This window comes from Curvibacter sp. APW13, from assembly GCF_032337135.1.
In the GTDB taxonomy this organism is placed as follows: Bacteria; Pseudomonadota; Gammaproteobacteria; order Burkholderiales; family Burkholderiaceae_C; genus Allorhodoferax.
This window is the reverse complement of the sequence record NZ_JAVXZZ010000006.1, coordinates 119,373-145,102: the sequence shown is the minus strand read 5'-3', so window position 1 is coordinate 145,102 and position 25,730 is coordinate 119,373. Positions and strand designations below refer to the sequence as shown.

The window sequence follows — 25,730 nt, the reverse complement described above, 5'->3', positions numbered from 1 at the left end:
CAGCGCTCCCACATCAGCGCTTTCTGGCTATCCGTGTAGTAGATCCTGGGTCGCCGCTTCATCTGCAACACTCCTTCCGCCTATGCGGTGGTTAGTGTGTTGCATCGACCGGTTGAATCCGCCCCCCAAAGCTGAAGTCGCGAAATTCAACGATACCACCCGCGCCGAGCGAAGCGATGGCACGTGACTCTCCCCACTCCCCTCTGTCTGCGCCGAGGAGCGCTGCAGGCGCTGGGTGAAGGGGCGCGCGCTGTTTGAGCCCGCAGGGCGAGTTTGCGCGACCCCCAGCGGCTGCGAGCACCGCAGGTTGCCCGCAGCGAAGCGGAGGGACGCAGACAGCGGGGTCGCCTTCTTTTGCTTCGTTTTCTTGGCGAGACAAGAAAATGAAGTCGGCCGCCGGGCCGAAACCCGGCCTGCAGCGCCTCGCCGGGCGCAACATCAGGCAAGAACCTCAAACCGGCCAAACCACCCCATAGTCATTGAGGATCGCATCCAGCGGCACATCGTGCGGCTCCGGCTCCAGGTCGTCCACAAACCCCGGCCCGAACCCCAAGCCGACGGTGAACGGCTTGGGCTCCAGGCTGGCCAGCATGCGGTCGTAGAAGCCGCCGCCGTAGCCCAGCCGGTACCCCCCAGGCCCGTAGCCCACGCAGGGCGCGAACAGCAGGGTCGGCACGATCAGTTCGGTGTCCTTGGGCTTGGGGATGCCGTAGGCGTCCTCTTCCATGGGGCAGCCGGGGTACCAGGCATGGAAGGTCATGGTCTTGTGTTCGCGGTTCACCACCGGCAGGCCAATGCGGCGGCGCTGCGGCTGGTCCAGCAGTTCGCCGTCTTCCTTCCAGCGGTGCAGCGCGGGCAAGGGGTCAAATTCGCCCTTGATGGGCCAGTAGGCGCCGATCACCGTGTCGGTGCGGCCCACGAGCCAGATGCGCATGATCTGCTGCAGAGCGGCAGAGCGTTCCTGGCGGTCAGGCAGGGCCAGGCGCTCTTCGAGCAGACGGCGGCGAAGGGCTTTCTTGCCCGAGTCGGTTTCAGGAGGCAACTTGTCCATAATCCCCACATGCGTTTTTCTGTGATTCTGACACCGTTGGTGGCCCAAACGGCACTGGCCGCCGTTTTGTGCACGTTCCCCCTGTCCGGCGCGCTGGCCGGCAACCGCAACATCCCTGACCTGAGCCGTGCCGACGAGGCCGTGCTGGACATGGCCCAAGCCTACAAGGCCCGCGACCGCAAGCGCCTGGCCGCCCTGCTGCCCCAGCTCAAGGGGCACCCGCTGGAAGCCTGGGGCGCGTACTGGGAACTCTCGGCCCGCCTTGACGAGGCCAGCCCGCGCGAGATTCAGGACCACCTGGCCCGCTGGGCCGGCTTCTACCAGGAAGACCGGCTGCGCGCCGAGTGGCTCATCCAGCTGGGCAAAAACCGCGACTGGGTAACGTTCAACCGCGAGTACCCGCTGTACCGCATGAACGACGACCGCTCGGTGCGTTGCTATGCCCTGCTGGCCAACTACCTGGCCACAGGTGCGGACGTGCGCCCCGAAGTGCGCACCCAATGGCTGGGCGCCAAGGAGGCCGAAGAGGCCTGCACAGCTGCCGCCGAACAGCTGGTGAAGGACCACTCGGGCATGCAGCTCACGGCCTGGCACCGCGCGCGCCTAGGCATGGAGAACGACCGCATCCGCATGGCCACGCAGGCCGTGGACCTGCTCAACCCGGAGTTCTCGAAGACCGTCAACACCATCTACGCCAGCCCGACCAAGTACCTCAACGACAAGCTCACCGCCCTGCGCCCGCGTACGCGCGAGTTCGTGTCGCTGGCGATCATCCGCCTGGCCGACCACGACGCGCTGGACGCCGCGGAGGAAGTGGACAAGCTGCGCTGGAAGGCCCAGCTCACGCAGGAGGAGCGCAGCTGGATCTGGGGCGTGATCGGCAAGCGCATGGCGCAGCGCCTGTCGCTCGACGCCAGCGACTACTTCGCCAAGGCCCAGGTGCAGTACCTGCACGAGGACCACCTGGCCTGGATGGCGCGTGCTGCCCTGCGCGTGGGCCGCTGGGGCCAGGTACTGCAGGCCACCAGTGCCATGCCCGAGCCCATGCGCAGCGAGCCGACCTGGGTGTACTGGCGTGCCAAGGCGCTGCTGCAGACCGCCACCACCGACGACCAGCGCAACCAGGGCCTGCGCCTGCTGGAGAGCATCGCCGGCGTGAAGGGCTTCTATGAACAGCTGGCGCTCGAAGACCTGGGCCAGCGCATTGCCCAGCCGCCACGCCCGGCACCGCTCAGCGCCGAGGAGAAGGCCCAGGCACGGCAGAACCCGGGGCTGCAGCGCGCGCTGTACGCCATCCGCATCGGGCTGCGCATGGATGGCGTGCGCGAATGGAACTACAGCGTGGGCCTGCACACCAAGGGCGGCATGGACGACCGCGGCCTGCTGGCCGCTGCCGAGTACGCCTGCAGCCAGGAGGTGTGGGACCGCTGCATCAACAGCAGCGAGCGCACCCGCAGCGCCATCGATTGGGAAACGCGCTTTCCCATGCCCTACCGCCACGAGGTGATCCAGCGCAGCCGCGCCATCGGCCTGGACCCGGCCTACGTGTACGGCCTGATACGCCAGGAAAGCCGCTTCATCACCGACGCACGCTCGGGCGTGGGCGCCGCGGGCCTGATGCAGGTGATGCCGGCCACCGCCAAGTGGACGGCGAAGAAGCTGGGCATGACGGGCTTCCAGCCGCACGACATCACCGACAAGGACACCAACATCGCCATCGGTACCGGCTACCTCAAGCTCGTGCTCGACAGCTTTGGTGGCTCCATGCCCATGGCCGCCGCGGCCTACAACGCCGGGCCCGGCCGGCCGCGCCAGTGGCGCGGCGGCGACGGTGCCCCGACGGTGGACGCCGTCATCTGGGCCGAGAACATTCCCTTCAACGAAACGCGCGACTACGTGAAGAAGGTGCTGTCCAACACCACCAACTATGCGGCGCTGATCACGGGCCAGCCGCAGTCGCTCAAGGCACGCCTGGGGCAGATCGGCCCCAGCAACGCGCCGCCGCTGATCGAAGACCTGCCCTGACCCCCTTCATTTCCAACCGGGAACCCACCATGCTCACGCTCTACATCGGCAACAAGAATTATTCGTCCTGGTCCATGCGCCCCTGGGTGCTGCTGCGCCAGGCCGGCATCCCCTTCGAGGAAGTCATGGTGCGCTTCGACTCCTTCGACGCCGGCTCGCAGTTCAAGAGCACGCTCAAGGGCCTCACGCCCACCGGCAAGGTACCGCTGCTGGTGGACGGTGGACTGGCCATCTGGGACACCCTGGCCATTGCGGAATATGTGGCCGAGCAGTTTCCCGACAAGCAACTCTGGCCTGCCGACAAGGCGGCGCGGGCCCGGGCGCGCTCGGTCTGCGCCGAGATGCACAGCGGCTTCACGGCACTGCGCAGCGCCTGCCCCATGAACGTCGAAGCCCGCTTGCCCGAGGTGGGTGCGCTGATCTGGCGCGACAAGCCGGCGGTGCGCGCCGACGTGCAGCGCCTGGAAGCCATGTGGGGCGAGCTGCTCGCCGCGCACGGCGGTCCCCTGCTGTTCGGGCAATTCAGCATTGCCGATGCCTACTTCGCCCCGGTGTGCATGCGCCTGCTGAGCTATGGGCTGCCCGTCAGCCCGACCACCGCCGCCTACGTGCAGCGCGTGCAGGCCCTGCCGGGCGTGGCAGCCTGGATAGAGCAGGCCCGCGCCGAAGCCGACTTCCTCGACTTCGAGGAACCCTACCGACTGCACCGCTGAAGGCCGCGGCCGATGCAGGTCTACCTCGTAGGTGGTGCAGTACGGGACGCGCTCTTGGGGCGGCCCGTGGTTGAGCGCGACTGGGTCGTGGTGGGCGGCACGCCCCAGCAGCTGGTCGATCGCGGCTTCACCCCCGTAGGCCGCGACTTCCCGGTGTTCCTGCACCCGAGCACGCGCGAGGAATACGCCCTGGCCCGCACCGAGCGCAAGACCGCGCCCGGCTACCAGGGCTTTGCCGTCCACGCCGCGCCCGATGTCACGTTGGAAGAAGACCTGCTGCGCCGCGATCTCACTATCAATTCCATAGCTGTTCACGCAGACTTCTCGAGGGGTGAAGGCAAATTTGAACTGCAAACCCTGCAGACACCGGCGGGCCGGACTCTGCTGCACGACCCCTACGGGGGCCTGGCCGACCTGGAGGCGCGGGTACTGCGCCATGTGTCCCCGGCCTTTGCCGAAGACCCGGTGCGCATCCTGCGCCTGGCGCGCTTTGCCGCCCGCTTCACGGACTTCCGCGTGGCCCCCGAAACCATGGCGCTGATGCGGGCCATGGTGGAGAGCGGCGAGGTCGACCACCTGGTGGCCGAGCGGGTGTGGCAGGAGCTGAGCCGCGGCCTGATGGAAGCCCAGCCCTCGCGCATGTTCTCGGTGCTGCGCGAATGCGGAGCTCTGCACAAGCTGCTGCCCGAACTGGAGCGCCTGTGGGGCGTGCCCCAGCGACCGGAGTACCACCCCGAGGTGGATACCGGCGTGCACGTGATGCTGGTGCTGGACATGGCCGCACGGCTGCAAGCGCCACTGGCCGTGCGCTTCGCCGCACTGACCCACGACCTGGGCAAGGGCACCACGCCTGTGGACGTGCTGCCGCGCCACATTGGCCACGAGGAGCGCAGTGCCCGGCTGCTCAAGGGCGTGGTGCAGCGGCTGCGCGTACCGTCGGAGTGCGCCGAGCTGGCCGACGTGGTGGCGCGCGAGCACGGCAACATCCACCGCAGCCTGGACCTCTCTGCGACTGCCACGGTGCGCCTGCTGGAGCGCTGCGACGCCATCCGCAAGCCGCAGCGCTTTCTGGATGTGCTGCTGGCCTGCGAATGCGACGCCCGCGGACGCCAGGGTCTGGCAGACAGCGCCTACCCGCAGCGCGCACGCCTGCAGCAGGCACTGAGTATCTGCCTCGCAGTCGCTACCGAAAAAGTAGCTGCCCACGCAATATCCACCGGGGCTACAGGCCAGAAGATAGGCCAGGCTGTGCACCAGGCCCGAGTCCAGGCGGTGGCCGACCAGTTGCCCCCTGCCCCAGCCGTTTCCCACTGAACCCCTACACTGCGACCATGTCCCATCTGCTTTTGGTTGAAGACGACGAACTGCTGCGCGATGGCCTGGCCGCCCAGATGGCCAAGGCTGGCCACCAGGTACAGACCGCCCCTGACGGCGAGCAGGCCCTGCCGCTGCTCGAAGCCCAGCGCTTTGACGCCGTGATCCTGGACCTGGGGCTACCCGGCATGGACGGCTTTGCCGTGCTGCAGTGGATACGCCAACGCTTTGCCGCCCTGCCGGTGCTCATCCTCACCGCCCGCGACGACGTGGACGACCGCGTGCGCGGCTTGACCGCCGGGGCCGACGACTACCTGACCAAACCCTTCAACGTGGCCGAGCTCGAAGCGCGCCTGCTGGCGCTTTTGCGCCGCGCCCGCTTGCCGGCCTTTGGCGGCTCGCTGGAAGTGGAAGCCAGTGGCAGCTCGCGCCTGCGAGTGGACCCACAGCTGCCGCTGGCCTGGCTCAACGACGAACCACTGGACGTGACCCAGCGCGAATGGGCGCTGCTGTCGCTGCTGGTGAACAACCTGGGGCAGGTGGTGAGCCGCGAGGACGTGCTGGCCGTGTGGCAAACCCAGCCCGGCGACGGCGGCGCAACGGCCTCCAATGCGCTGGAGGTCTACGTGCACCGGCTGCGGCGCAAGTTGGCCGATTCGGACCTGAACATCCGCAATGTGCGGGGCCTGGGCTACATGCTCGAACGCAGCGAGGGCTGACCCCGCATGAAGCCCATCCCCGGCCTATCACTGCGGCGCCAGCTGCTGTGGTGGCTGCTGGCGCCGCAGTTGATCCTGTGGCTCATGGGCGGCGTGCTAGCCTACCGCGTGGCGCTGAGCTATGCCGAAAAGGCACTCGATGCCTCGCTGAGCCAGTCGGTGCGCTCGCTGGCGCGCCAGGTCAAGCCGCTGGGCTCGGGGCTGCTGGTCGACTTTCCCAAGGCGGCGCAGGCCATCATCGAGCAGGACCCGACCGACCGCGTGGCCTACATGGTGTCGTCGCCACCGGGCAGCTTCTTCCTGGGCAACCTGACGCTGCCGGCACCGCCCACCGGTCTCGACATTCCCGACAACACCCCGGTTTTCTATGACCAGGCCCTGGATGGCAAGGTACTGCGTGTGGCCCTGATGGAGCTGAACTACGGCACCCCACCGGCCGACCAGCGCATGCGGGTGCAGGTGGCCAAGAGCCTGGCCGCCAAGGAGGTGCTGGCGCGCGAGCTGGTGCGCGACGTGCTGATCCCGCTGCTGGCGCTGGGCACGGTGCTGAGCGTGCTGGTGTACGGCGGCATCCGCCGCGGCCTGGCCCCCTTGCAGCGCCTCGAAGCCCAGTTGGCCCACCGCTCCACCGCGGCGCTGCAACCGATCGAGCTGACCGAAGCACCGCAGGAGGTGCACTCGCTGGCCACTGCGCTCAACGAGCTGCTGGGAAGCCTGCGGCGCAGCCTGACGCAGGAAAAGCGCTTCCTCAACGACGCTGCCCACCAGCTGCGCACGCCCCTGGCCGGATTGATCAGCCAGAGCGAGCTGGCGCTGCAGGAGACCGACCCCCAGGCGCTGCGGGCGCGGCTGCAGAAGGTACACACGGGTGCGCAGCGCAGTGCCCACCTGGTAGGCCAGCTCTTGGCACTGGCGCGCACCGAGGGTGCCATCGAGCGCACACCGGTCGACGTGGCGGCGCTGGCACGCGAAGTGGCCCGCGAGTTCGCCCGCAAGGCGGTGCAGGGCCAGGTCGACCTGGGGTGGGAAGGCGATGACGCGGTGCATGCGGCGGCTTCGCGCCTGCTGCTGCGCGAGGCGCTGAGCAACCTGATCGACAACGCGCTGCGCTATGCCGGCGCCGGCAGCACGGTGACCGTGACCACGCGCCGCGATGGGGCCTGGTGCGTGCTCGGGGTCGAGGACAACGGCCCTGGCCTGCGCGACGACCAGATGTCCCATGTGTTCGAACGCTTCTGGCGCGCCAGCGAGCTGCCCGGGGGCTGTGGGCTGGGGCTGGCCATCGTGGCGGAAATTGCCCAGCGCCATGGTGGACAGGCCCAGGTGCGGGGCGTCAGCCCCCACGGGCTGCGGGTAGAACTCCGATTGCCTTTGTTGGAGGGGCAAGGCATACTGAACCGAGTCCCCAGTTCACCCACCGATACCCGTGCCGCCGCGCGCCACAGCAACCAGCCCTGACACCCAACACGACCCGGCCCCCAATCCCTGGCGGCTGGCGCTGGAGCACTCGGGCGACGGGGTATGGGACTGGGACATGGAGACCGACATCCAACACCGCTCGGCGCGCTGGTGGGAGATGCTGGGCTACGACCCCGCGAGCGTTCCGTCCAGTGGCCCCTTTTCGGAGTTTGTCGACCTGGTGCACCCCGAGGACTGGCCGCGCATCCTGGCGGCGCATGAAGTCAACCTCGGTGCACCCGATTCGCGCGTGGCGGTCGAGTTCCGCATGCGTTGCAAGGACGGACGCTGGAAATGGATCCTGAGCCGCGCTGGCGTGGTGGCATGGAACCGGGCCGGCCAGGCGGTGCGCATGATCGGCACCCACACCGACGTGGACGAGCAACACCGTGCCAGCGAAGCACTGGCCAACGCGAATGCCGCGCTGCAACGCCAGCACGACCATTTGCACACCACGCTGGCCAGTATCAGCCAGGGGGTGTTCCTGGCTGGCGCCGATGGTCGCATCCATACCTTCAACGCCCGCCTCTGCGAAATGCTGGACGTGGACCCGGCCTGGCTCGCGCAGCACCCGACACGCCAGGAACTGGGGGATTTCCAGCATGCACGGGGTGACTTCGGCCCTGACTACCAATTGGTGGAGCCCAGTGCACGACAGGGCGTGGCTCAGCGCAACGACGCAGACCTTCCCCCGCGTTATGTGCGTCGCACACCCGACGGACGCACCCTGGAAGTACAGACGCATCGCCTGGCCGATGGCGGCCTGGTGCGAACCTACAGTGACCTGAGCCGCTATGTGCGCGAGCACGCCGAGCGCGAGCGACTGGATGGCATGCTCACCGCCGTACAGCACGTCTCATTGGTGGGCTGTGCCGAATCGGACTATGAGCACGGCACGGTCTACTGGACCGAAGGCATCTATCGCATCCTGGACGCAGACCCGGACACCTACACACCGACCCTTTCATCGATCTCTGCGTTTCTCTCTCCCCAGGCGAAGTCCGACCTGATGGAAACCCTGCATGATCCTGCACAGCCCACGCGTCAGGAGCTGGAACAGGAGCTCATCACCCTCACGGGACGGCGCATCTGGGTGCGTACCCTGGCCACCATGGAGTGGAAAGGCGGCCGCGTTGCCAAGCGCACCTCGGTGATGCAGGACATCACCGAATTCAAGCTGGCCCAGGCCAGCCTGCGCGAGAGCGAGGAGCGCTGGAAACTCGCCCTGGAGAGCGCTGGAGACGGCGTATGGGACTGGCACCTCGATACCGGCCACGAATACTTTTCTCCCCGGCTGGTGGAGATGTACGGATTCGAGGCCGACGAGCTGGCCCTGCACCCGGACGAACTGGACCGGCGCACCCACCCCGATGACCTGGCCCAGATGCGCCAGGACCGGGAGGACCATTTCGCGGGGCGCACCCCGAGTTACCACAACGAACACCGCATCCAGTGCCGCGACGGCAGCTGGAAATGGATCCTCAGCCGCGGCATGGTGATCCGGCGCGACGCGCAGGGCAAGCCCTTGCGCATGATCGGCACCCATACCGACATCACGGTGCGCAAGGAAGCCGAGGCCGCCATCCGCCACCAGGCCATGTTCGACGCGCTCACCGGCCTGCCCAACCGCCGCATGCTGCGCGATCGGCTGGAGCAGGAGATCAAGCGCTGCCAGCGCGACAACCAGCAGCTGGCGGTACTGTTCATGGACCTGGACCACTTCAAGGAAATCAACGACACGCTGGGACACGACCAGGGCGATGTGCTGCTGGTGGAGGCTGCGCGCCGCATCCAGGGCTGCCTGCGGGCCTCGGACACCGTGGCCCGCATGGGCGGTGATGAGTTCACCGTGGTGCTGTCGGAGATGGAAGACGCCACCCACCTGGAGGGTCTGCTGCAGAAACTGCTGCAGGCGCTCTCCACGGCCTTCGACCTTTGCGGGGAAGCGCGCTTCGTTTCTGCCAGCATCGGCGTCACCATCTATCCGCTCGACGGGCAGGACATCGAGGTCCTGTTCAAGAATGCCGACCAGGCCCTGTATGCCGCCAAAGGGGCCGGTCGCAACCGTTTCAGCTTCTTCACGCCGGAACTGCAGGAAGCTGCGCAAAAGCGCGTCCGGCTGGCACAGGACCTGCGCAAGGCGCTACAGAACCAGGAGTTCATGCTGGTGTTCCAGCCCATCGTGCACATGGGTACGGGCCAGGTGCACAAGGCCGAGGCCCTGATCCGCTGGCAGCACCCGGCCCACGGACTGGTCAGTCCGGCCGAATTCATTCCCGTGGCTGAAAGCAGCGGGCTGATCGTTGAAATCGGGCAGTGGGTGTTCGAGCAGGCCGTGGGCCAGGTGCAGCGCTGGCGTGCGCACCTGGCACCGGAGTTCCAGATCAGCATCAACAAGTCACCGGTGCAGTTCCTGCGTCCGGCACCCACCTGCATGGAATGGGGGGCCACCATGCAGGCGATGGAGCTGCCGGGATGCGCGTTGGTGATCGAGATCACGGAAAGCCTGCTGCTCGAACAGGACAACGGTGTGGCCGAGCAGTTGCTGTCGCTGGTGGATGCGGGCATCCAGATTTCGCTCGACGATTTCGGTACCGGCTACTCCTCACTGTCCTACCTGCAGCGTTTCGACATCGACTTCATCAAGATCGACCAGTCCTTCGTGCGCCACCTGGTGCGCGACTCGACCGACCTGGCGTTGTGCAAGGCCATCATCGCCATGGCCCATGCGCTGGACATCCAGGTGGTTGCCGAGGGCGTGGAAACGGTAGAGCACTTTGCGTTGCTGCGCGAGGCCGGGTGCGACTACGCGCAGGGGTACTTTTTCTCCCGTCCGATGCCAGCGGCTGATTTCGAGACCTGGGTGCGCGATTACAGGCCCCCGTCCGCCCCGCCGCCTAGCAGGTGAGCGCCAGTGCCGGTGAAGGCATCAGCTTGAAGACGGCGACTGCCTCCTTGAGCCGGTCGGCCTGCTCGCGCAGGCTGTGCGCGGCGGCGGCGCTCTCCTCCACCAGGGCCGCGTTCTGCTGCGTCATCTGGTCGAGCTCGCCGATGGCCGAGTTCACGCCGGCAATGCCACTGCTCTGTTCGGCCGCTGCGGCGGTGATTTGACCGATCACGTCGGCCACCCGGCGCACCGACTGCACGATCTCTTCCATGGTGCTGCCTGCTTCGGATACCAGCGCGGTGCCGGACTCGACGTTCTCGACCGAAGTCACGATCAACCCCTTGATTTCCTTGGCGGCTTCCGCACTGCGTTGGGCCAGGGCCCGCACTTCGGACGCCACCACCGCAAACCCACGCCCTTGCTCACCGGCGCGTGCAGCCTCTACCGCGGCATTCAGCGCCAGGATATTGGTCTGGAAGGCAATGCCGTCGATGACGCTGATGATGTCGGCAATCTTCTTGCTGCTGGCCTCGATCTGCTGCATGGTGCTGACCACCTGGGTGACCACCGTGCCGCCGCGCTGGGCCACGGTGGAGGCACTGGCCGCCAGCTGGCTGGCCTGGCGGGCGTTGTCGGCACTGTGCTGCACCGTGCCGGTGAGGTGGTCCATGCGGGAGGCATTGGCCTGCAGGTTGGCCGAGGTTTGCTCCGTGCGCTGCGCCAGATCGGCATTGCCCTGGGCGATCTCGGCGCTCGCCGTGGCGATGCTGTCGGTGCTGCCGCGCACCTCGGCCACCATGCGCCCCAGCGCCTGGTTCATGCCCTGCAGGGAACGCATGAGGTCTCCGAATTCGTCGCCCCGGGTCACGTCGACCTGGGTGCTCAGGTCCCCAGCGGCGATGCGGGCTGCGAGGGCATTGGCTTGCGTCAAGGGGCGCTGGATGGAACGGATCAGCACGGCCGCGCCCATGAGCAGCACAAGCACCAGCACCACCACGCCAATGGTGGACAAGAGTGCGGTGCGCTGGCCACGCTCGTCAAAAGCCTGGCGGGTGGCCTCGGAATGTGTCTCCTGCAGGCGCACGAAGTCTGCATGGGCCTGGCGCAAGGCCAGCATGACCGGTCGGTATTCCTTGCCGACGAATTCAGCCAGCGCCTCCGGACTTTTGGAAGTCACCTTGAGCACCGCCGCCTGCGAATTCATCGCCAGCACCTTGGCCTTGTGCTCTGCGATGGCGGCCAGCGAAGCCTGGTCCTGCGCGTCGAGTTCCTGCTGCCCGATGGCCTGCAGCAGTTCATCCATGCGGGCATTGGTCTGGGCGATGTCGTCCTTGAAGGCAGCGGCGACGCCAGCGTCCAGGGATACAACCACCCCATAGGCCCGCGTGGCATTGGTTTCCGAGGCCGCGGCCAGCTGGTAGGCCATCTTGATGCGCTCCTGGTGGGTCGCATTGGCCTGGGCATAGGCACTACGGTTTGCCGCGCCGGCCACCGACGATAGAACCAGTATCACCACCAAGGCCGCGACGACAGTCGCGATGACGATCCACAACCGGGTGGCGAGCTTGAGTTGGTCCAGACGCATGGCACTTTCCTACTTCAACACATGCGGGGGCGCCTGTTCTGTGCAGACGGCCTGCCCCGACTCACACCCGGTGCATGCCCCGGCGGTACTGCAGACCAACCGGGCTCGACCTGGTGGTTTTCTCCCTGGACTCGATCAGGCGCTGACTAGAGTGCAATGCGGCGCGTGGTGCTGGCGTCGAACCAGTTGTTGTGGCGTCCGCTCACGGTCAGGCCCACGTTGTCGCCTACCTGCACCGGGGTGCTCGGTGCCAGGCGCACTGAAATGTTGCCGGCAGCCGTCTTGACCACCACGTACAGATCGGCGCCCGTGGGTTCCACCAGAATGACGGAGCCACGCCAGGCGGAATCCTCCCCCAGGTGGATGTGTTCGGGGCGCTGGCCCAGAATGACTTCCGTGGCCTGCGGGCAGGGCAGGTCGAGGCTTCCGCCTTCGAACACGAACTTGCCGCTGTCACCACTGGTTTGTACCGTCCCCTTGATGAAGTTCATGGTGGGAGAACCGATGAAACCCGCAACATAGGTATTGGCCGGCGTGCGGTAGATCTCGTGCGGTGTGCCGATCTGCTGCAGGATGCCGTCCTTCATGACGGCGATGCGGCTGCCCAGGGTCATGGCCTCGATCTGGTCGTGCGTGACGTACACACTGGTGATGCCCGACTGCTGGTGCAGGCGCTTGATCTCGGCACGCATTTCCACACGCAGCTTGGCGTCCAGATTGGACAGCGGTTCGTCGAACAGGAACAGCTTGGGGTCACGGGCCAGGGCTCGGCCCATGGCCACGCGCTGGCGCTGGCCGCCGGAGAGCTGGCTGGGGCGGCGGTCGAGCAGGTGCTCGATCTGGAGCATGGACGCCACTTCGTCAATGCGCTTCTTGCGCACGTCTTCGGGCACCTTGCGCATTTCCAGCGCGAAGCCAATGTTGTCAGCCACGGTCATGGTGGGGTAGAGCGCATAGCTCTGGAACACCATGGCGATGTCGCGCTGTGCCGGTGCCACACCGACAACGTCGGTGCCGCCGATGCGCAGTTGACCTTCGGTGGGCTCCTCCAGGCCGGCAATGATGTTGAGCAACGTGGACTTGCCGCAACCCGAGGGACCGACCAGGATCAGGAACTCACCGGCCGGCACGTCGATGTCGATCTTCTTGAGCACCTCGACTGCTTTGTCGCCCTTGCCGTAGACCTTGCGGATGCCAGCGATTTCAAGAGAGGAAGCCATTTGTGTTTACCCTTTCACAGCGCCTGCAGTCAGGCCTTTGACGAAATATTGACCGGCGAGCACGTAGACCAGCATGGTCGGCAGGCCGGCGATGATGGCTGCGGCCATGTCCACGTTGTAGGCCTTCACCCCGGTGGTGGTGTTGGCCATGTTGTTCAGACCCACGGTGATGGGCTTGCTGTCGGCGCCGCTGAAGGACACGCCGAACAGGAAGTCGTTCCAGATGTTGGTGAACTGCCAGATCAGAGTCACCATCAGGATCGGGGTGGACATGGGCACCACGATGCGCCAGAAGATCTTCCAGAAGCCCGCCCCGTCGATGCGTGCAGCGTTGACCAGTTCACGCGGGATGGCGGTGTAGTAATTGCGGAAGAACAAGGTGGTACCCGCCATGCCGGCCAGGCAGTGCACCAGGATCAGACCGCCGATGGAACTGGACAGCCCCAGGAAGCCCAGCACCTGGCTCATCGGCAACAGCACCACCTGGAAGGGCATGAACACGCCGAACAGCATGAAGCCGAACAGCAGGTCGGAACCGCGGAACTTCCACATCGACAGCACGTAGCCGTTGATGGCCCCCCAGAATGTGGAAATGAGCACCGCCGGTACCGCCATGGCCACCGAGTTCCAGAAGTAGGGCTTGAGGCCTCGGCAATCGACACCGGTACAGGCGTGGGCCCAGGCCAGGGACCAGGATTCGAGGTTGATGGACGTGGGCAGGCTCAGCAGGTTGCCGTTGCGGATCTGATCAGCATCCTTCAGCGAGGTGGCGATCATCACGTACATGGGCGCCAGGAAGAAGAATGCTGCCACGATCAGCACGGAGTAGACCGCAACGCGGGAGAGGTGTTTGTTCATGATGCGTTCCTTCAGCGGTCAGACGGTTTGGCGCGCAATTCGCTGTAGAGGTAGGGCACCACCAGAGCGGCCACGAAGCACAGCATCATGGTGGCGCTGGCAGCGCCGAGGCCGATCTGGCCACGGGTGAAGCTCATGGCGAACATGAAGGTGGCGGGCACGTCGGTCGAGAAGCCGGGGCCGCCAGCGGTAAGTGCCATCACCAGGTCGAAGCTCTTGATCGACAGGTGCGAGAGCACCAGGATGGTCGAGAACACCACGGGCCGCAGGATCGGCAGGATGATGCGCCAATAGATGCGTGGCAGCGAGGCGCCGTCAATCTGCGCGGCCTTGATGATGCTGTCGTCGATGCCGCGCAGGCCGGCCAGGAACAGGGCCATGGCAAAGCCGGCCGATTGCCAGACACCGGCAATCACCACGCAGTAGATCGCGGTGTCGCTCTGCACCAGCCAGTCGAAACTGAACGAAGCCCAGCCCAGGTCGTGCATGAGCTTTTCCAGCCCCAGGCTGGGATTGAGAATCCATTTCCAGGCCGTGCCGGTCACAATGAACGACAGCGCCATGGGGTAGAGGTAGACCGTGCGCAGGAAGCCTTCGGCCCGCACCTTCTGGTCCAGAAAGATGGCCAGCACCATGCCCAGCAGCATGGAGCCACCCACATAGAGCACGCTGAAGATCCCCAGGTTCTTGAGCGCCACGTACCAGCGGTCCATTTCCCACAGGCGGGCGTATTGCTCCAAGCCCACGAATTCCTCGTAGTTGGGGAGCATGCGCGAGCCGGTGACGGACAGGATGCCGTTCCAGATCATGAAGCCATAGATGAACGCGAAACCGAGCACGAAGCCAGGGGCGATCACCAGCTTGGGCAGCAGATTTTCAAGTTTTTTCATGGGGGAAACCTTAAAAATAACCCCGCCCCGATTGGGGCAGGGTTACCAGGTTGAAGCGTGTAGGAGAACGAAGGATTACTTGGTCGCAGCAGCCTTGGCGATGTTCTTCACACCGTCGGCCACCGAGATCTTGTCGTCGTTCCAGAACTGGCTCACAGCGTCCTTGATGGCGCCTTCGGCTGCAGGCTTGATGGCCATGCCGTGGGCGACGGAGGGCACCAGGCCGCCGGTCTTGGCGGTGTCGACGAAGTCCTTGGTGGAGAGCTTGGCGCAATCGTCAAACTTGTCCATCTTCATGTTCAGACGTACCGGGATGGAGCCCTTGTTCAGGTTGAAGACTTCCTGGAACTCGGTACCCATGATGGCGGCAGCCAGATCAGCCTGGGCCTTCTGGGCATTGGCATCCTTGAGCTTGAACATGGCAAAGGAGTCCACGTTGAAGGTGTAGGCATTGGCAGTGCCAGGAGCCGCAGCGCAGACGTAGTCTTTGCCGGGGGTCTTGCCAGCGGCAGCGAACTCACCCTTGGCCCAGTCACCCATGAACTGGAACGCTGCATCGCCCTTGATCACCATGGCGGTGGCCAGGTTCCAGTCGCGGCCAGGAGAGGCTGCATCGGTGTAGGACTTGATCTTGCGGAAGGTTTCCAGCGACTTGGTCATGGTCGCGCTGGTCAGTGCCTTCTGGTCGAGCTTGACCAGTGCGTCGTTGTAGAACTTGGCACCACCCACGCCCAGCACCACGCTCTCGAACGTGGTGAAGTCCTGCCAGTTCTGACCGCCATGGGCCACGGCAATCTTGCCGGCCTTCTTCACGGCATCGGCGGCCTTGAAGAACTCGTCCCAGGTCTTGGGAGCGGACTTCACGCCAGCGGCATCGAGCACGGCCTTGTTGGCCCACATCCAGTTCACGCGGTGCACGTTCACGGGGGCTGCCACGTAGTTGCCCTTGTACTTCATGACGTCGGCAACCACCTTGGGCAGCAACTCGTCCCACTTCTCGGCCTTGGCGGTGGCATCGAGGTTGGCCAGAACGCCTTCCGAAGCCCACTCCTGGATTGCAGGGCCCTTGATCTGGGCAGCAGCAGGCGGGTTGCCGGCCACAACACGGCTCTTGAGCACGGTCATGGCGTTGTCGCCACCGCCGCCAGCCACGGCAAAGTCCTTCCAGGTGTGGCCTTTGCCTTGCATGATCTTCTTCAACTCACCCACGGACTTGGCTTCGCCGCCCGATGTCCACCAGTGCAGAACTTCCACTTCACCAGCCATTGCAGCCGAACCAGCAACCACCAGCGCCACTGCCGTGGCCATTTGAGAAAGCTTCAACATCTCGTCTCCATTAAATATTTCCGCGCAACGCGGCTTGGGTTGAATTCGAAGCAACACCATGTCATTTCGAATTCATTAATTTTTTATTAATTAACGAAAAATGAATATAGGGCTTTCCCTAGGTTGGGGCGCAATCGCTCGGAGTGGCACCATCGTCGTGCGCATCGCCTGCTTATAGTGCAGCGAACTTTGACTCTCCCTACGCTCCCATGCGCACCATCTACAGCGAAGACCAGCGTCTGCACTTCCCGAAGTACGAAATCATGGATGGCCAGCTGGTCACGCCATTCGAGAGCCCCCAGCGCATGGACATGGTGCTGGGGCGCATCCGTGCGGCGGGGCTCGGCGACGTGCTGGAGCCACGGCAGTTCGATGACCGCGTGATGACGCGCGTACACAGCCTGGACTATGTGCAGTACCTGCGCAGTCGGCCTGGGCCGAATGGTCTGCTCTGGGGCGTTAGCACGACATTCTGCCCTACGTCTACAACGTACGCGGCATGCGCAGCTTTCCTCCGCGCTTCATCGATGCCAAGGTGGGCTACTACGCCATGGACGGGGCGGCCCAGATTACTGCGGGCACCTGGCAGGCGGCCCGCAGTGCGGTCAACGTGGCCATGACTGCGCAGAGCGAGGTCGCTGCGGGTGCCCGTGGCGCGTTTGCGCTGTGCCGCCCACCAGGGCACCACGCCGGACGCGACTACCTGGGTGGCTACTGCTACCTGAACAATGCAGCCATTGCCGCGCAGGCTTTCATCGACCAAGGTGCTGGCCGTGTCGCCTTGCTCGACGTGGACTACCACCACGGCAACGGCTCGCAGCAGATTTTTTACGAGCGCAGCGATGTGCTGTTCGGATCCATCCATGCCGACCCGGAGCGGGACTACCCCCACTTCCTGGGCTACCGCGACGAAACCGGCGCTGGAGCGGGTGAAGGCTACAACCACAACTACCCGCTGGCACTTGGCGTCGGTTGGGCCGAGTGGGGACAGGCCCTGGAACACCTGTGCGGAATCACACGGCTCTACGCACCGGACGCCATCGTGGTTTCACTCGGGGTCGACACCTTCAAGGACGATCCGATATCCCAATTCCGCCTGGAAGAGGAACACTACACCCGCATTGGCGAGGCCATCGGCCGCCTGGGCCGACCCACGGTGTTCGTGATGGAAGGCGGCTACGCGGTCGAGGAAATAGGCATCAACGTGGTCAACGTGCTCAAGGGCTTTGAGTCCGTGGCCTGAGCACGCCGACCGCTGGCACCCGCCTCAGGCCACCAGGGCCAAAGCGGCGAAGTCACCCACCCGCTCGCCCAGGCCGGCCGGTACCAGTTCGACACCGTCGGTCAATGCCGGCAGCTTGCCGCGCAGGAACTGCTGCAGGCGCGGCAGCAGGTAGTCGCGCTGGTGCCAAAACACACTGCCACCGAGGCTGATGCGCTGCAGGTCCAGCGTTGCGACCATGTTGAAGAGCATTCGCCCCATCACCTGACAGAGGTCATCCACAATGGCCACAGCCCTCGCATCACCTGCGCGGGCAGCTACAAAAAGTGCAGCAGCATCGGCATAACCCTGGGCTGCGAAACGGCGCGCAATGGCATTTCCCGCGACCAATGCCTCGACATCGCCGACCAAGCCGCAGCCGCACAGGGCATCCGTATTGTCGCTGACGAAGGTATGCCCGGCATGGCCGGCATTGCCGTTCTTGCCGCGCAGCACCCGCCCATCCACGCAGACGCCGGTGCCGATGCCCGTGCTCCAGGTCACGTAGGCACAGTGGTCCACACCCTGCAGCGCACCCCAGCGGCGCTCGGCTTCCAGGGCGCCCACCCCGTCGTTTTCCACCCGAACGCTCGCAAAGGCGGCGCGCAGGGGCGCTTCCAGCAACGCCGTGTGCCAGTCGTTGGGCAGGCCACGCGCCTTGCCGGCCATGCCCCCGCAGATGTTGGGTGCCGCCAGTTCCACCAAGCCATCACGCAGCACGAAAGGCCCACAGGAGGACACACCCACGGCCGTGATCGCCGCACGATCGACCCCTGCGGCGGCACAACTGTGTCCCACCATGCGGATGATCTGCTGGGCCAGGGCATCGTTGGTGCCTTCCTTGGCCGTGGGTTCGGACACCTTGCCGCGCACGCCCTCGGTGTCGGCCACGCTCACGGCCACCTTGGTGCCCCCGATGTCCACACAGGCGACCGGCGCCGCACCTGTGGGCAGCCGAAACGTGGCGATGTCGATGCTGGATGTCATGGTCTTGTCTCGTTGTTGTCGTGGTGTGGGATAAGCGGCCTTGCAATCAGTGACGACCGTAGTCGTCCTGCAGTCGCTCAATGTCGTCTTCGCCGAGGTAGCTGCCAAACTGTACTTCAACAATCTCCACCAAATCCGCGGTATGGTTGGCAAGCCGGTGTACCTGCCCGAGCGCGATGTCACAGCTTGCGCCCACCCCCAGCTCCCGAACGTCTTGCCCCAGCGTGACCGTCGCCCGCCCTTGCACCACCACCCAGTGCTCGCTGCGTTGGCTGTGGCGCTGCAGACTGATCTGCTGACCGGGAAGGACACCGATGCGCTTGATCTTGGTACCCGGCGTTTCCGAGACAGTCTCGTACCACCCCCAGGGGCGGTGTGTGCGTTCGACAGTTTCAGTGCGCGTTTCAGTGCCCATGGCAGTCTCCACGAATTTTCATAATCCGTTAATCCTACTGCGCAGCGGAAGATCGGGTTACCGGCCCGTTACGGTTGCTTCAGAGACGGTGGGTGCGGTCACCACGGGCAAAGCCCAGGGCATCCCAGGGCGCACCGACCGTGAGGCCGATGACCTTGAACAGTTCCCCCATTTCGTGCTCGACGATGAGCTTCTGGGCGGCCACCCGCATCGGCAGATCACAGGCCTGCATGTCCTCGACCAGGCCGCAGTTCATCAGGAAATGGGCCTGGCAGGTGTAGCCCAGAACTTCGAGACCGGCATCCTGCGCCGCCACCGCGGTGCCGGTGAAGTTCACGTGGGCGGTGATGTCCTTCAGCCCCACGGCATCGAGCGGGTCCGGGTCTGCGTGGTGGGCGCGGTGGCACATCACCGTGCCCATGTGGCGCTGCGGGTGGTAGTACTCACTCTCCGGATAACCGTAGTCCAGCAGGAAAATGGCACCTGCGGCCAGTTTCTGGCCCAAGGTGCGCACGAAGGCCTCGCCCTGGAGGTGGATTTCGGTCAGGTAGTCGTGCTCGCCATCCACGTCCAGCGGCGCTCGCAAGTCGGTAACACGGTCTTCCCAGCCAAAGCTTTCCCCCTGCCACACCACACCGCGCTCGTGCCAGACGCCGTCCTTGCGCTGGAGCAGCTGCACCGGCATGGCGTCGAGCACCTCGTTGCCCACCACCACGGCACGCAGCGTGTCGGGCAGCGAATCCACCCACTCGACCTGGTGCGCGTAGCCCGCCAGCCGTTCCTGTTGCCGCACCTTGAGGTCGCCAGACAGGTCCACGATGACGTAGCGGCGCAGCGAAACGCCCGTCTCGCGCAGCGCATCGAGCAGCTGCAGGGCCAGCGCACCGGTGCCGGCACCGAACTCCCACACTTCGTCGGTGCCCGTGTGCTTCAGCGCCTGCGCCACCTGGCGCGCCAGGGCCTTGCCGAACAGCGGCGAGAGCTCCGGGGCGGTGACGAAATCGCTGCCGGCCGCCTGGGCCAGTCCTTCCGCGGTGGTCATGCCCTGGGGCATCTGGCCCAGCTTGGTGCTGCCGTTGCAGTAGTAGCCCAAGCCCGGCGCATACAGGGCCTCGGCCATGAAGGCATCAAAGCCAATCCAGCCTCCGGCCACCGCAATGCGGTCGCGGATGCGGGCCTGCAGGGCCTGCACAAGGCCCTGCTCGGCCGCTGAAAGGGGGGGGGTCGTTAAAATCGCAGGCTTCGTCATCGCCCCGGATTGTCCCCGAATGTCCCCCTCCCCCGCACACCCCACCGCTGCGCACGGCCGTTCCGTGCTGGTCACGGGCGCAGCCGTACGGCTCGGGGCGCAGATTTGTCGCGCCTTTGCCCGCGCCGGCTGGGATGTCTGGTGCCATTACCACCGCTCGGCCGACACGGCGCTGGCACTGTGCGAGGAACTCGCGGCGATGGGTGTCCAGGCCCGCACCGTGGCGGCGGACCTGGCCAGCGCCGAGGACCGCCAGCGCATGATGGAACACATCGTGCACACCAGCGGGCCACTGAGCTGCCTGGTGAACAACGCGTCCACCTTCGAGCCCGACGAGGCCCAGACCCTGGACAGCGCCAGCACCCAGCACCAGCTCAATGTCAATCTGGTGGCCCCGATGGAGCTATCGGCCCTGATGGCCCGCAGCCTGCCCGTGCAGGAGCACCGCGGACGCCACAGCGTGATCCACATCCTGGACCAGAAGGTCTTCAACCTGAACCCGGACTACTTCTCGTACACGCTGTCCAAGCTGGCGCTGGAACGCGCAGTGGCCTTGCAGGCCCAGGCCCTGGCCGACAAGCTGCGCGTGTGCGGCGTGGCGCCGGGGCTGATGTTCCTCAGCGGCCCGCAGTCGCAGGAGAACTTCGACATGGCCGGGCGCATCAACCCCATGCGCCGCCCCACCAACCCGGACCAGGTGGCGCGCAGCTGCGTCTTCCTGGCCGAGAACGATGCCATCACCGGCGTGACCCTGGCGGTGGACAACGGCCAGCACCTGGTACCCCTGCCCAACGACGTGATGGTGGTCGTGGACCACTACCTGCAAAAGCCATGACCAAAGAACACAGCCTGGATGCGTTGGCACTGAACTGCCGCCGCCTGTTCCTGCGCGACTACGAAGTGCCGGTACACATCGGCGCGCACGACTTCGAAAAGGGCGTGCCGCAGCGCGTGCTGTTCAACGTGGACCTGTACGTGGCGTACACGGACTCGACGCCGCACAGCGACTCTCTGGCCGAGGTGGTGGACTACGACTTCGTGCGCGAAGTCATTGCCAAGCGCGTGCGCCAGGGACACACCGAGCTGCAGGAAACCCTGTGCGACGACCTCGCCGCACGCCTGCTGCAACACCCGGGCGTGCAGGCGGTGCGCCTGTCCACCTGCAAACCCGACGTCTACCCCGACTGTGCCGGCGTTGGCGTCGAGGTATTCCACATCAAGAAGGCGGCTGCATGAAACCGACCACCGGCACCCAGATCCTCACCCTCACCGGACTGCGTTTCGACGCTAACCTGGGGATACTGGAATCCGAAAAGACCGCGCCCCAGCCGATCCAGGTCGATGCCGAGCTGTGCCTGGGCACCCAGCCCCTGCTGCCGCACGACGACGACATCAACCACGTGTTGGACTACCGCAAGGTGCGCAAGATCATCATCGACGAGTGCACGGCCGAGCACGTGAACCTGCTCGAAACCCTGATCGGCAAGCTGGCCTACCGCCTGATGCTGCTGCCCGGCGTGCTGGGCGTGCGCGTGAAGATTGCCAAACTCGAAATCTTTGACGACTGTGAAGTCGCCATCCGCATGGAAGCGGGCCAGTGGGCCTGAGTCCGAACCCTGAGAACGACCATGACCACCGACTGGATTGAAACCGAGGCCCCCGTGGCTACCCCCACCAACAGCCTCAAGATCGAGCGCGAGACCCACAAGCTGGAAAAGCGACTGTGCCGCCTGATGGGGCAGGCCATCGTCGACTACAACATGATCGAGGAAGGCGACCGCGTCATGGTGTGCATGTCCGGCGGCAAGGACAGCTACGGCATGCTCGACATCCTGCTCAAGATGCAGCAGCGCGCGCCCATCTCGTTCGAGATCGTGGCCGTGAACCTGGACCAGAAGCAGCCCGGCTTTCCCGACCACATCCTGCCCGAGTACCTCAAGGGGCTGGGCATCGAGTACCACATCGAGACCCAGGACACCTACTCCATTGTCAAGAAGAACATTCCTGAGGGCAAGACCATGTGCAGCCTGTGCAGCCGGCTGCGCCGCGGCATCCTGTACAGCGTGGCGCGCCGCCTCAAGTGCAACAAGCTAGCGCTGGGACACCACCGCGACGACATGCTGCAGACCTTCTTCCTCAACATGTTCTTCGGCGGCAAGCTCAAGGGCATGCCCCCGAAGCTGACCAGCGACAACGGCGAATTCGTGGTCATCCGCCCGCTGGCCTATGTGGTGGAGAAGGACCTGATCCGCTGGGCCGAGCACCGCCAGTTCCCCATCATCCCCTGCACCCTGTGCGGCAGCCAGGAAAACCTGCAGCGCAAGCAGATCGGCAACATGCTGCGCGAGTGGGACAAGAAGTTCCCGGGCCGTCTGGAGACCATGATGACGTCGCTGCAGAACGTGGTGCCCTCGCACCTCATGGACCACAAGCTGTTTGACTTCAAGAACGTCAAGGCCACCGGCATCGAAGACACGGAGGGTGACAAGGCCTTCGACGAGGAAGAGTTCCCGACGCCGAGCCTGCCGGGCCTGCAGGTCATCAACGCCTGAGGCTTTGACGCATGAACACCCCCCGCGCGCTGAAATACCTGCTGATCACCGCCACACTGGCCTGCACCACCGTACTGTCCGGTTGCGGCTTGCCGCGCATGATCGACAGCGATGTACAGAGTTTCGTTGGCGGCGAAGGTGCCGTCACCGGGGTGGGCTACCGCTTCGAGCGCCTGCCGTCCCAGCAGGCCCGCAGCGACCAGCAGGAATCGATTGAAGCCATGGCGGAGCAGGCCTTGTCCGAGGTCGGGCTGCATCGGGACGACAAGGCCCCGCGCTACAGCGCCCAGGTGAGCGTGGGCGTGCGCACCATTGCCCCACCGGAGCAGCGCCGCGCGCGCGCCGAGCGCTCCATCCTGCGCCCGGATGGTGTGGCGGTGTTCATGCCGCCCTTCGGGCTGGTAATCGAACCCCCGTGGTACCGCCACAGCGTGCAGCTGCTGCTGCGCGATGTCGGTACATCCAAGGTCGCGTTCGAGTCCACGGCCAGCTTCGATGGCCCCTGGGCTGACAGCACACGCTTGCTGCCGGTGGTGATGCGTGCCGCGCTGCGTGACTACCCGAACCCACCGCCAGGGCCGCGCAAGGTGGTCATCGAACTGCCGGCCGACGGAACACCGGCAGACGAGTGATGGAGCTCACCCGCATCATTGCCGTGCGCCACGGCGAAACCGCCTGGAACGCCGACACCCGCATCCAGGGCCAGCTCGACATCGGCCTCAACGACAAGGGCCGCTGGCAGGCACGCTGCGTCGGGCAAGCCCTGGCTGACGAGGAGATCCACCACATCTACGCCAGCGACCTGCAACGCGCCCACCACACCGCACTGGCAATTGCCGAGCAGGCGCAGCACCCCGGTGCACGCGCCGTGAAGCTGCACCCGGGCTTGCGCGAGCGGCGTTTCGGTTACTTCGAAGGCCAGACCTACGCCGACATAGAGGCACGCTGGCCCGAGGAGTCGCGCCGCTGGCGCACCCGCGACCCGCACTTTGCGCCCGGTGATGGAGAAACCCCGACCCAGGTGATGGAACGCGTGGGGCAGGCCGTGCACGAGATCGCCGCACGCCATGTTGGCGAGCACATCGTGCTGGTGGCCCACGGGGGCGTGCTCGACATGATCTACCGCCTGGCCACCGGCCAGGGCGTGCAGGCCCCGCGCACCTGGGAACTGGGCAACGCCGCCATCAACCGCCTGCTCTGGAGCGACGGTGAATTGTCATTGGTAGGCTGGGGCGATGTCCGCCACCTGGAAGACCGCGCGCTGGACGAAGGCACCGCCTGATCGGATTGCCCGCTTAGGGTTGCTCCCGTTCCCTTCCCGCGGACCGGTGCACACAATGGGCGCATGACCGACACCATCGCCACCCTGCTCTACCTGCTTGCCGCTGCCACCATTGCCTGGGGAGGCTGGCTGTGGCGCAGCGGGCGCATCGCCGCACTGCAATGGGCACTCATCGCCGCAAGCAGCCTGGCCACCCTTTCCTCCCTGAAACTGCTGGACCTGCACCTGGTGCTCAAACCCATTCCCATGGCGGTCGCTATGCTTTTCGTAGCTGTTCGCGCACATTCTGCGGGGGGACTGGCACGAAACGACCTGTTGCTGCTGGCGGCGCTGCTGTTCTCGCTGGGGGGCGACGTGTTCCTGATGCTGCCCGGCAACTACTTCATCCCGGGTCTGGCCTCATTCCTGGTGGCCCACCTGTTCTACATCGCCCTGTTCCGCCAGGGCATGCCCTGGTTTGCCAGCCGCCGTGGGCTGATCGCTGTATTGGGTTTCGGCGCCACCATGTATGCCATCCTCTGGAGCCACCTGCCCGACCCGGTGCTGGCCGGTGCCGTGGGGGCCTATGTCACGGTGATTTCACTCATGGCCTCGCAGGCCATCGGCCGCGCCAAGGTGCTGGGCACCCGGGACGCCCGCTGGGTGGCGGTAGGTACATGCATCTTCATGGCCAGCGACAGCCTGATCGCCGTCAACAAGTTCCTCACCCCGATTCCGCTGGAATCGCTGTGGATCCTGATCACCTACTTCGCGGCCCAGTTCCTCATCGTGCATTTCATGCCCGCCGGCCGAAAGGCCGCTTAGTCGCCCAGAAGGTCCACCGCCGGCCCGGCGGGTGCCGCCACCCCGAGGTGCCGGTAGGCCGCCAAGGTCGCAATGCGGCCACGCGGGGTGCGCTGCAGGTAGCCCTGCTGGATCAGGTAGGGCTCGATCACGTCTTCGATGGTTTCGCGTTCCTCGCCGATGCTGGCGGCGATGTTGTCCAGCCCCACCGGGCCGCCGTCGAAGCGGTGGATCACGGCTTCGAGCAGCTTGCGGTCCATCAGGTCGAAACCCTGCGGATCCACATCGAGCATGGCCAGCGCGCGGTTGGCCATGTCCAAGGTGATGCTGCCCGTACCTTTCACTTCCGCATAGTCGCGCACGCGGCGCAGCAGGCGGTTGGCAATGCGCGGTGTGCCGCGGCTGCGCCGGGCGATCTCGAAACTGCCCTCGTCGTCAATCGGAACCCCCAATAGACCAGCGCTTCGGGTGACGATGCGCTGCAGTTCCTGCGCGGTGTAGAACTCCAGCCGCGCCACGATGCCGAAACGGTCGCGCAGCGGGTTGGTCAGCATGCCTGCGCGCGTGGTGGCCCCCACGAGCGTGAACGGCTGCAGGTCGAGCTTGATCGAGCGCGCCGCCGGCCCCTCGCCGATCATGATGTCGATCTTGTAGTCTTCGAGTGCCGGGTAGAGGATCTCTTCCACCACCGGGCTCAGGCGGTGAATCTCATCGATGAACAGGACGTCGTTCTTTTCGAGGTTGGTCAGGAGCGCCGCCAGATCCTTGGGCTTTTCCAGCACCGGGCCGCTGGTCTGGCGCAGGTTCACGCCCAGTTCGTGGGCAATGATGTGGCTCAAGGTGGTCTTGCCCAAGCCCGGCGGGCCGAACAGCAGCACGTGATCCAGCGCCTCGGAGCGCTTCTTGGCCGCGCCGATGAAGATTTCCAGCTGCTCACGCACCTTGGCCTGGCCCACGTACTCGTCGAGCAGCTTGGGGCGCAGCGCGCGCTCAATCGCTTCTTCGCTGCTGGAAGCCGGAACGGCCGACACCACACGGGCCGGAACGGGGGCGGAAGAGAATTCGTCGGTCTGGATACTCACGGCGCGGCAGAGGGAATGAAAGAGACAGGCACATCGACCCGGTTCGGCTGAGACTATAGCGCGCCGGGAAAGC

Annotated in this window: 23 protein-coding genes and 1 pseudogene; 14 read left to right on the top strand and 10 right to left on the bottom strand. The window is 65.4% G+C overall.

The window, feature by feature from the left end; all coding sequences use genetic code 11:
• Nucleotides 1-451: 451 nt before the first annotated feature.
• The gene (locus tag RQP54_RS19210) at nucleotides 452-1,051 is read right to left on the bottom strand and encodes a 5-formyltetrahydrofolate cyclo-ligase (protein ID WP_315680141.1); all 600 of its coding nucleotides are present in this window, start codon (nucleotides 1,049-1,051) and stop codon (nucleotides 452-454) included.
• A 9-nt stretch (nucleotides 1,052-1,060) separates the two neighbouring features.
• Here RQP54_RS19210 and RQP54_RS19205 point away from each other — a divergent pair, with 9 nt between their 5' ends.
• Genes RQP54_RS19205 through RQP54_RS19180 form a run of 6 tightly spaced genes read left to right on the top strand, consistent with a single transcriptional unit; the run spans nucleotide 1,061 to nucleotide 10,188 of the window.
• Nucleotides 1,061-3,076, top strand: a complete 2,016-nt coding sequence (locus RQP54_RS19205) for a lytic transglycosylase domain-containing protein (RefSeq protein WP_315680139.1) — start codon at nucleotides 1,061-1,063, stop codon at nucleotides 3,074-3,076.
• A gap of 29 nt (nucleotides 3,077-3,105) precedes the next feature.
• Entirely contained in the window at nucleotides 3,106-3,789 is a 684-nt protein-coding gene (locus RQP54_RS19200; protein ID WP_315680137.1) for a glutathione S-transferase family protein, read from the top strand.
• Between the two features lie 12 nt (nucleotides 3,790-3,801).
• On the top strand, nucleotides 3,802-5,103 hold the full coding sequence (locus RQP54_RS19195; RefSeq protein ID WP_315680136.1) for a multifunctional CCA addition/repair protein: 1,302 nt from the start codon (nucleotides 3,802-3,804) through the stop codon (nucleotides 5,101-5,103).
• A gap of 17 nt (nucleotides 5,104-5,120) precedes the next feature.
• Entirely contained in the window at nucleotides 5,121-5,822 is a 702-nt protein-coding gene (locus RQP54_RS19190; protein WP_315680135.1) for a response regulator transcription factor, read from the top strand.
• A 6-nt stretch (nucleotides 5,823-5,828) separates the two neighbouring features.
• Complete coding sequence (locus RQP54_RS19185) at nucleotides 5,829-7,280, top strand: sensor histidine kinase (protein WP_315680133.1); 1,452 nt, start codon at nucleotides 5,829-5,831, stop codon at nucleotides 7,278-7,280.
• The gene (locus tag RQP54_RS19180; protein ID WP_315680132.1) at nucleotides 7,249-10,188 is read left to right on the top strand and encodes an EAL domain-containing protein; all 2,940 of its coding nucleotides are present in this window, start codon (nucleotides 7,249-7,251) and stop codon (nucleotides 10,186-10,188) included. The genes RQP54_RS19185 and RQP54_RS19180 overlap by 32 nt, the downstream gene beginning before the upstream one ends.
• Here the strand turns inward: RQP54_RS19180 and RQP54_RS19175 are convergent.
• The 5 genes from RQP54_RS19175 to RQP54_RS19155 all read right to left on the bottom strand — a co-directional run bounded on the left by RQP54_RS19175 (nucleotide 10,178) and on the right by RQP54_RS19155 (nucleotide 16,046).
• Nucleotides 10,178-11,752 (bottom strand): methyl-accepting chemotaxis protein, encoded by a 1,575-nt coding sequence (locus RQP54_RS19175; RefSeq protein WP_315680130.1) that lies wholly within the window; start codon nucleotides 11,750-11,752, stop codon nucleotides 10,178-10,180. The two genes, RQP54_RS19180 and RQP54_RS19175, sit on opposite strands and share 11 nt — an antisense overlap.
• Before the next feature lie 146 nt (nucleotides 11,753-11,898).
• The gene (locus RQP54_RS19170) at nucleotides 11,899-12,972 is read right to left on the bottom strand and encodes an ABC transporter ATP-binding protein (RefSeq protein ID WP_315680129.1); all 1,074 of its coding nucleotides are present in this window, start codon (nucleotides 12,970-12,972) and stop codon (nucleotides 11,899-11,901) included.
• Nucleotides 12,973-12,978: 6 nt separating this feature from the next.
• A complete protein-coding gene (locus tag RQP54_RS19165; protein WP_315680128.1) occupies nucleotides 12,979-13,830 on the bottom strand; it encodes a carbohydrate ABC transporter permease in 852 nt (283 codons plus the stop codon).
• 11 nt (nucleotides 13,831-13,841) lie between these two features.
• Nucleotides 13,842-14,720: a sugar ABC transporter permease gene (locus tag RQP54_RS19160; RefSeq protein WP_315680126.1), complete on the bottom strand. Its 879-nt coding sequence runs from the start codon at nucleotides 14,718-14,720 to the stop codon at nucleotides 13,842-13,844.
• Nucleotides 14,721-14,795: 75 nt separating this feature from the next.
• The gene (locus RQP54_RS19155; protein ID WP_315680124.1) at nucleotides 14,796-16,046 is read right to left on the bottom strand and encodes an ABC transporter substrate-binding protein; all 1,251 of its coding nucleotides are present in this window, start codon (nucleotides 16,044-16,046) and stop codon (nucleotides 14,796-14,798) included.
• A gap of 209 nt (nucleotides 16,047-16,255) precedes the next feature.
• Between RQP54_RS19155 and RQP54_RS19150 the strand changes: the two are divergent.
• Nucleotides 16,256-17,289: pseudogene (locus RQP54_RS19150) on the top strand (histone deacetylase family protein).
• 24 nt (nucleotides 17,290-17,313) lie between these two features.
• On the opposite strand, the gene RQP54_RS19145 reads toward RQP54_RS19150, so the two are convergent.
• The 3 genes from RQP54_RS19145 to RQP54_RS19135 form a co-directional block, all read right to left on the bottom strand.
• The gene (locus RQP54_RS19145) at nucleotides 17,314-18,294 is read right to left on the bottom strand and encodes an ROK family protein (RefSeq protein ID WP_315680122.1); all 981 of its coding nucleotides are present in this window, start codon (nucleotides 18,292-18,294) and stop codon (nucleotides 17,314-17,316) included.
• Nucleotides 18,295-18,340: 46 nt separating this feature from the next.
• The gene (locus RQP54_RS19140; protein WP_315680121.1) at nucleotides 18,341-18,709 is read right to left on the bottom strand and encodes a phosphomannose isomerase type II C-terminal cupin domain; all 369 of its coding nucleotides are present in this window, start codon (nucleotides 18,707-18,709) and stop codon (nucleotides 18,341-18,343) included.
• Nucleotides 18,710-18,788: 79 nt separating this feature from the next.
• Entirely contained in the window at nucleotides 18,789-19,958 is a 1,170-nt protein-coding gene (locus RQP54_RS19135) for a class I SAM-dependent methyltransferase (RefSeq protein WP_409997591.1), read from the bottom strand.
• Between the two features lie 19 nt (nucleotides 19,959-19,977).
• Here RQP54_RS19135 and RQP54_RS19130 point away from each other — a divergent pair, with 19 nt between their 5' ends.
• The 7 genes from RQP54_RS19130 to RQP54_RS19100 all read left to right on the top strand — a co-directional run bounded on the left by RQP54_RS19130 (nucleotide 19,978) and on the right by RQP54_RS19100 (nucleotide 24,596).
• Nucleotides 19,978-20,793 carry an SDR family oxidoreductase gene (locus RQP54_RS19130; RefSeq protein ID WP_315680120.1) on the top strand — a complete coding sequence of 272 codons (816 nt, stop codon included), beginning with the start codon at nucleotides 19,978-19,980 and terminating at the stop codon, nucleotides 20,791-20,793.
• Nucleotides 20,790-21,194, top strand: coding sequence for a dihydroneopterin aldolase (locus RQP54_RS19125; protein WP_315680119.1), 405 nt, complete (start codon nucleotides 20,790-20,792; stop codon nucleotides 21,192-21,194). Before RQP54_RS19130 ends, RQP54_RS19125 begins: the two co-directional genes overlap by 4 nt.
• Nucleotides 21,191-21,565 carry a dihydroneopterin aldolase gene (locus tag RQP54_RS19120; RefSeq protein ID WP_315680118.1) on the top strand — a complete coding sequence of 125 codons (375 nt, stop codon included), beginning with the start codon at nucleotides 21,191-21,193 and terminating at the stop codon, nucleotides 21,563-21,565. Before RQP54_RS19125 ends, RQP54_RS19120 begins: the two co-directional genes overlap by 4 nt.
• A 21-nt stretch (nucleotides 21,566-21,586) precedes the next feature.
• Nucleotides 21,587-22,510: a tRNA 2-thiocytidine(32) synthetase TtcA gene (ttcA, locus tag RQP54_RS19115; protein ID WP_315680116.1), complete on the top strand. Its 924-nt coding sequence runs from the start codon at nucleotides 21,587-21,589 to the stop codon at nucleotides 22,508-22,510.
• A gap of 11 nt (nucleotides 22,511-22,521) precedes the next feature.
• Nucleotides 22,522-23,142 (top strand): hypothetical protein, encoded by a 621-nt coding sequence (locus tag RQP54_RS19110; protein WP_315680115.1) that lies wholly within the window; start codon nucleotides 22,522-22,524, stop codon nucleotides 23,140-23,142.
• Nucleotides 23,142-23,792, top strand: a complete 651-nt coding sequence (locus RQP54_RS19105) for a histidine phosphatase family protein (RefSeq protein WP_315680113.1) — start codon at nucleotides 23,142-23,144, stop codon at nucleotides 23,790-23,792. The genes RQP54_RS19110 and RQP54_RS19105 overlap by 1 nt, the downstream gene beginning before the upstream one ends.
• A gap of 63 nt (nucleotides 23,793-23,855) precedes the next feature.
• Nucleotides 23,856-24,596 (top strand): lysoplasmalogenase, encoded by a 741-nt coding sequence (locus RQP54_RS19100; protein ID WP_315680111.1) that lies wholly within the window; start codon nucleotides 23,856-23,858, stop codon nucleotides 24,594-24,596.
• Here RQP54_RS19100 and ruvB read toward each other — a convergent pair.
• Nucleotides 24,593-25,657 (bottom strand): Holliday junction branch migration DNA helicase RuvB, encoded by a 1,065-nt coding sequence (gene ruvB / locus RQP54_RS19095; protein WP_315680109.1) that lies wholly within the window; start codon nucleotides 25,655-25,657, stop codon nucleotides 24,593-24,595. The genes RQP54_RS19100 and ruvB overlap by 4 nt on opposite strands.
• Nucleotides 25,658-25,730 lie beyond the last annotated feature (73 nt).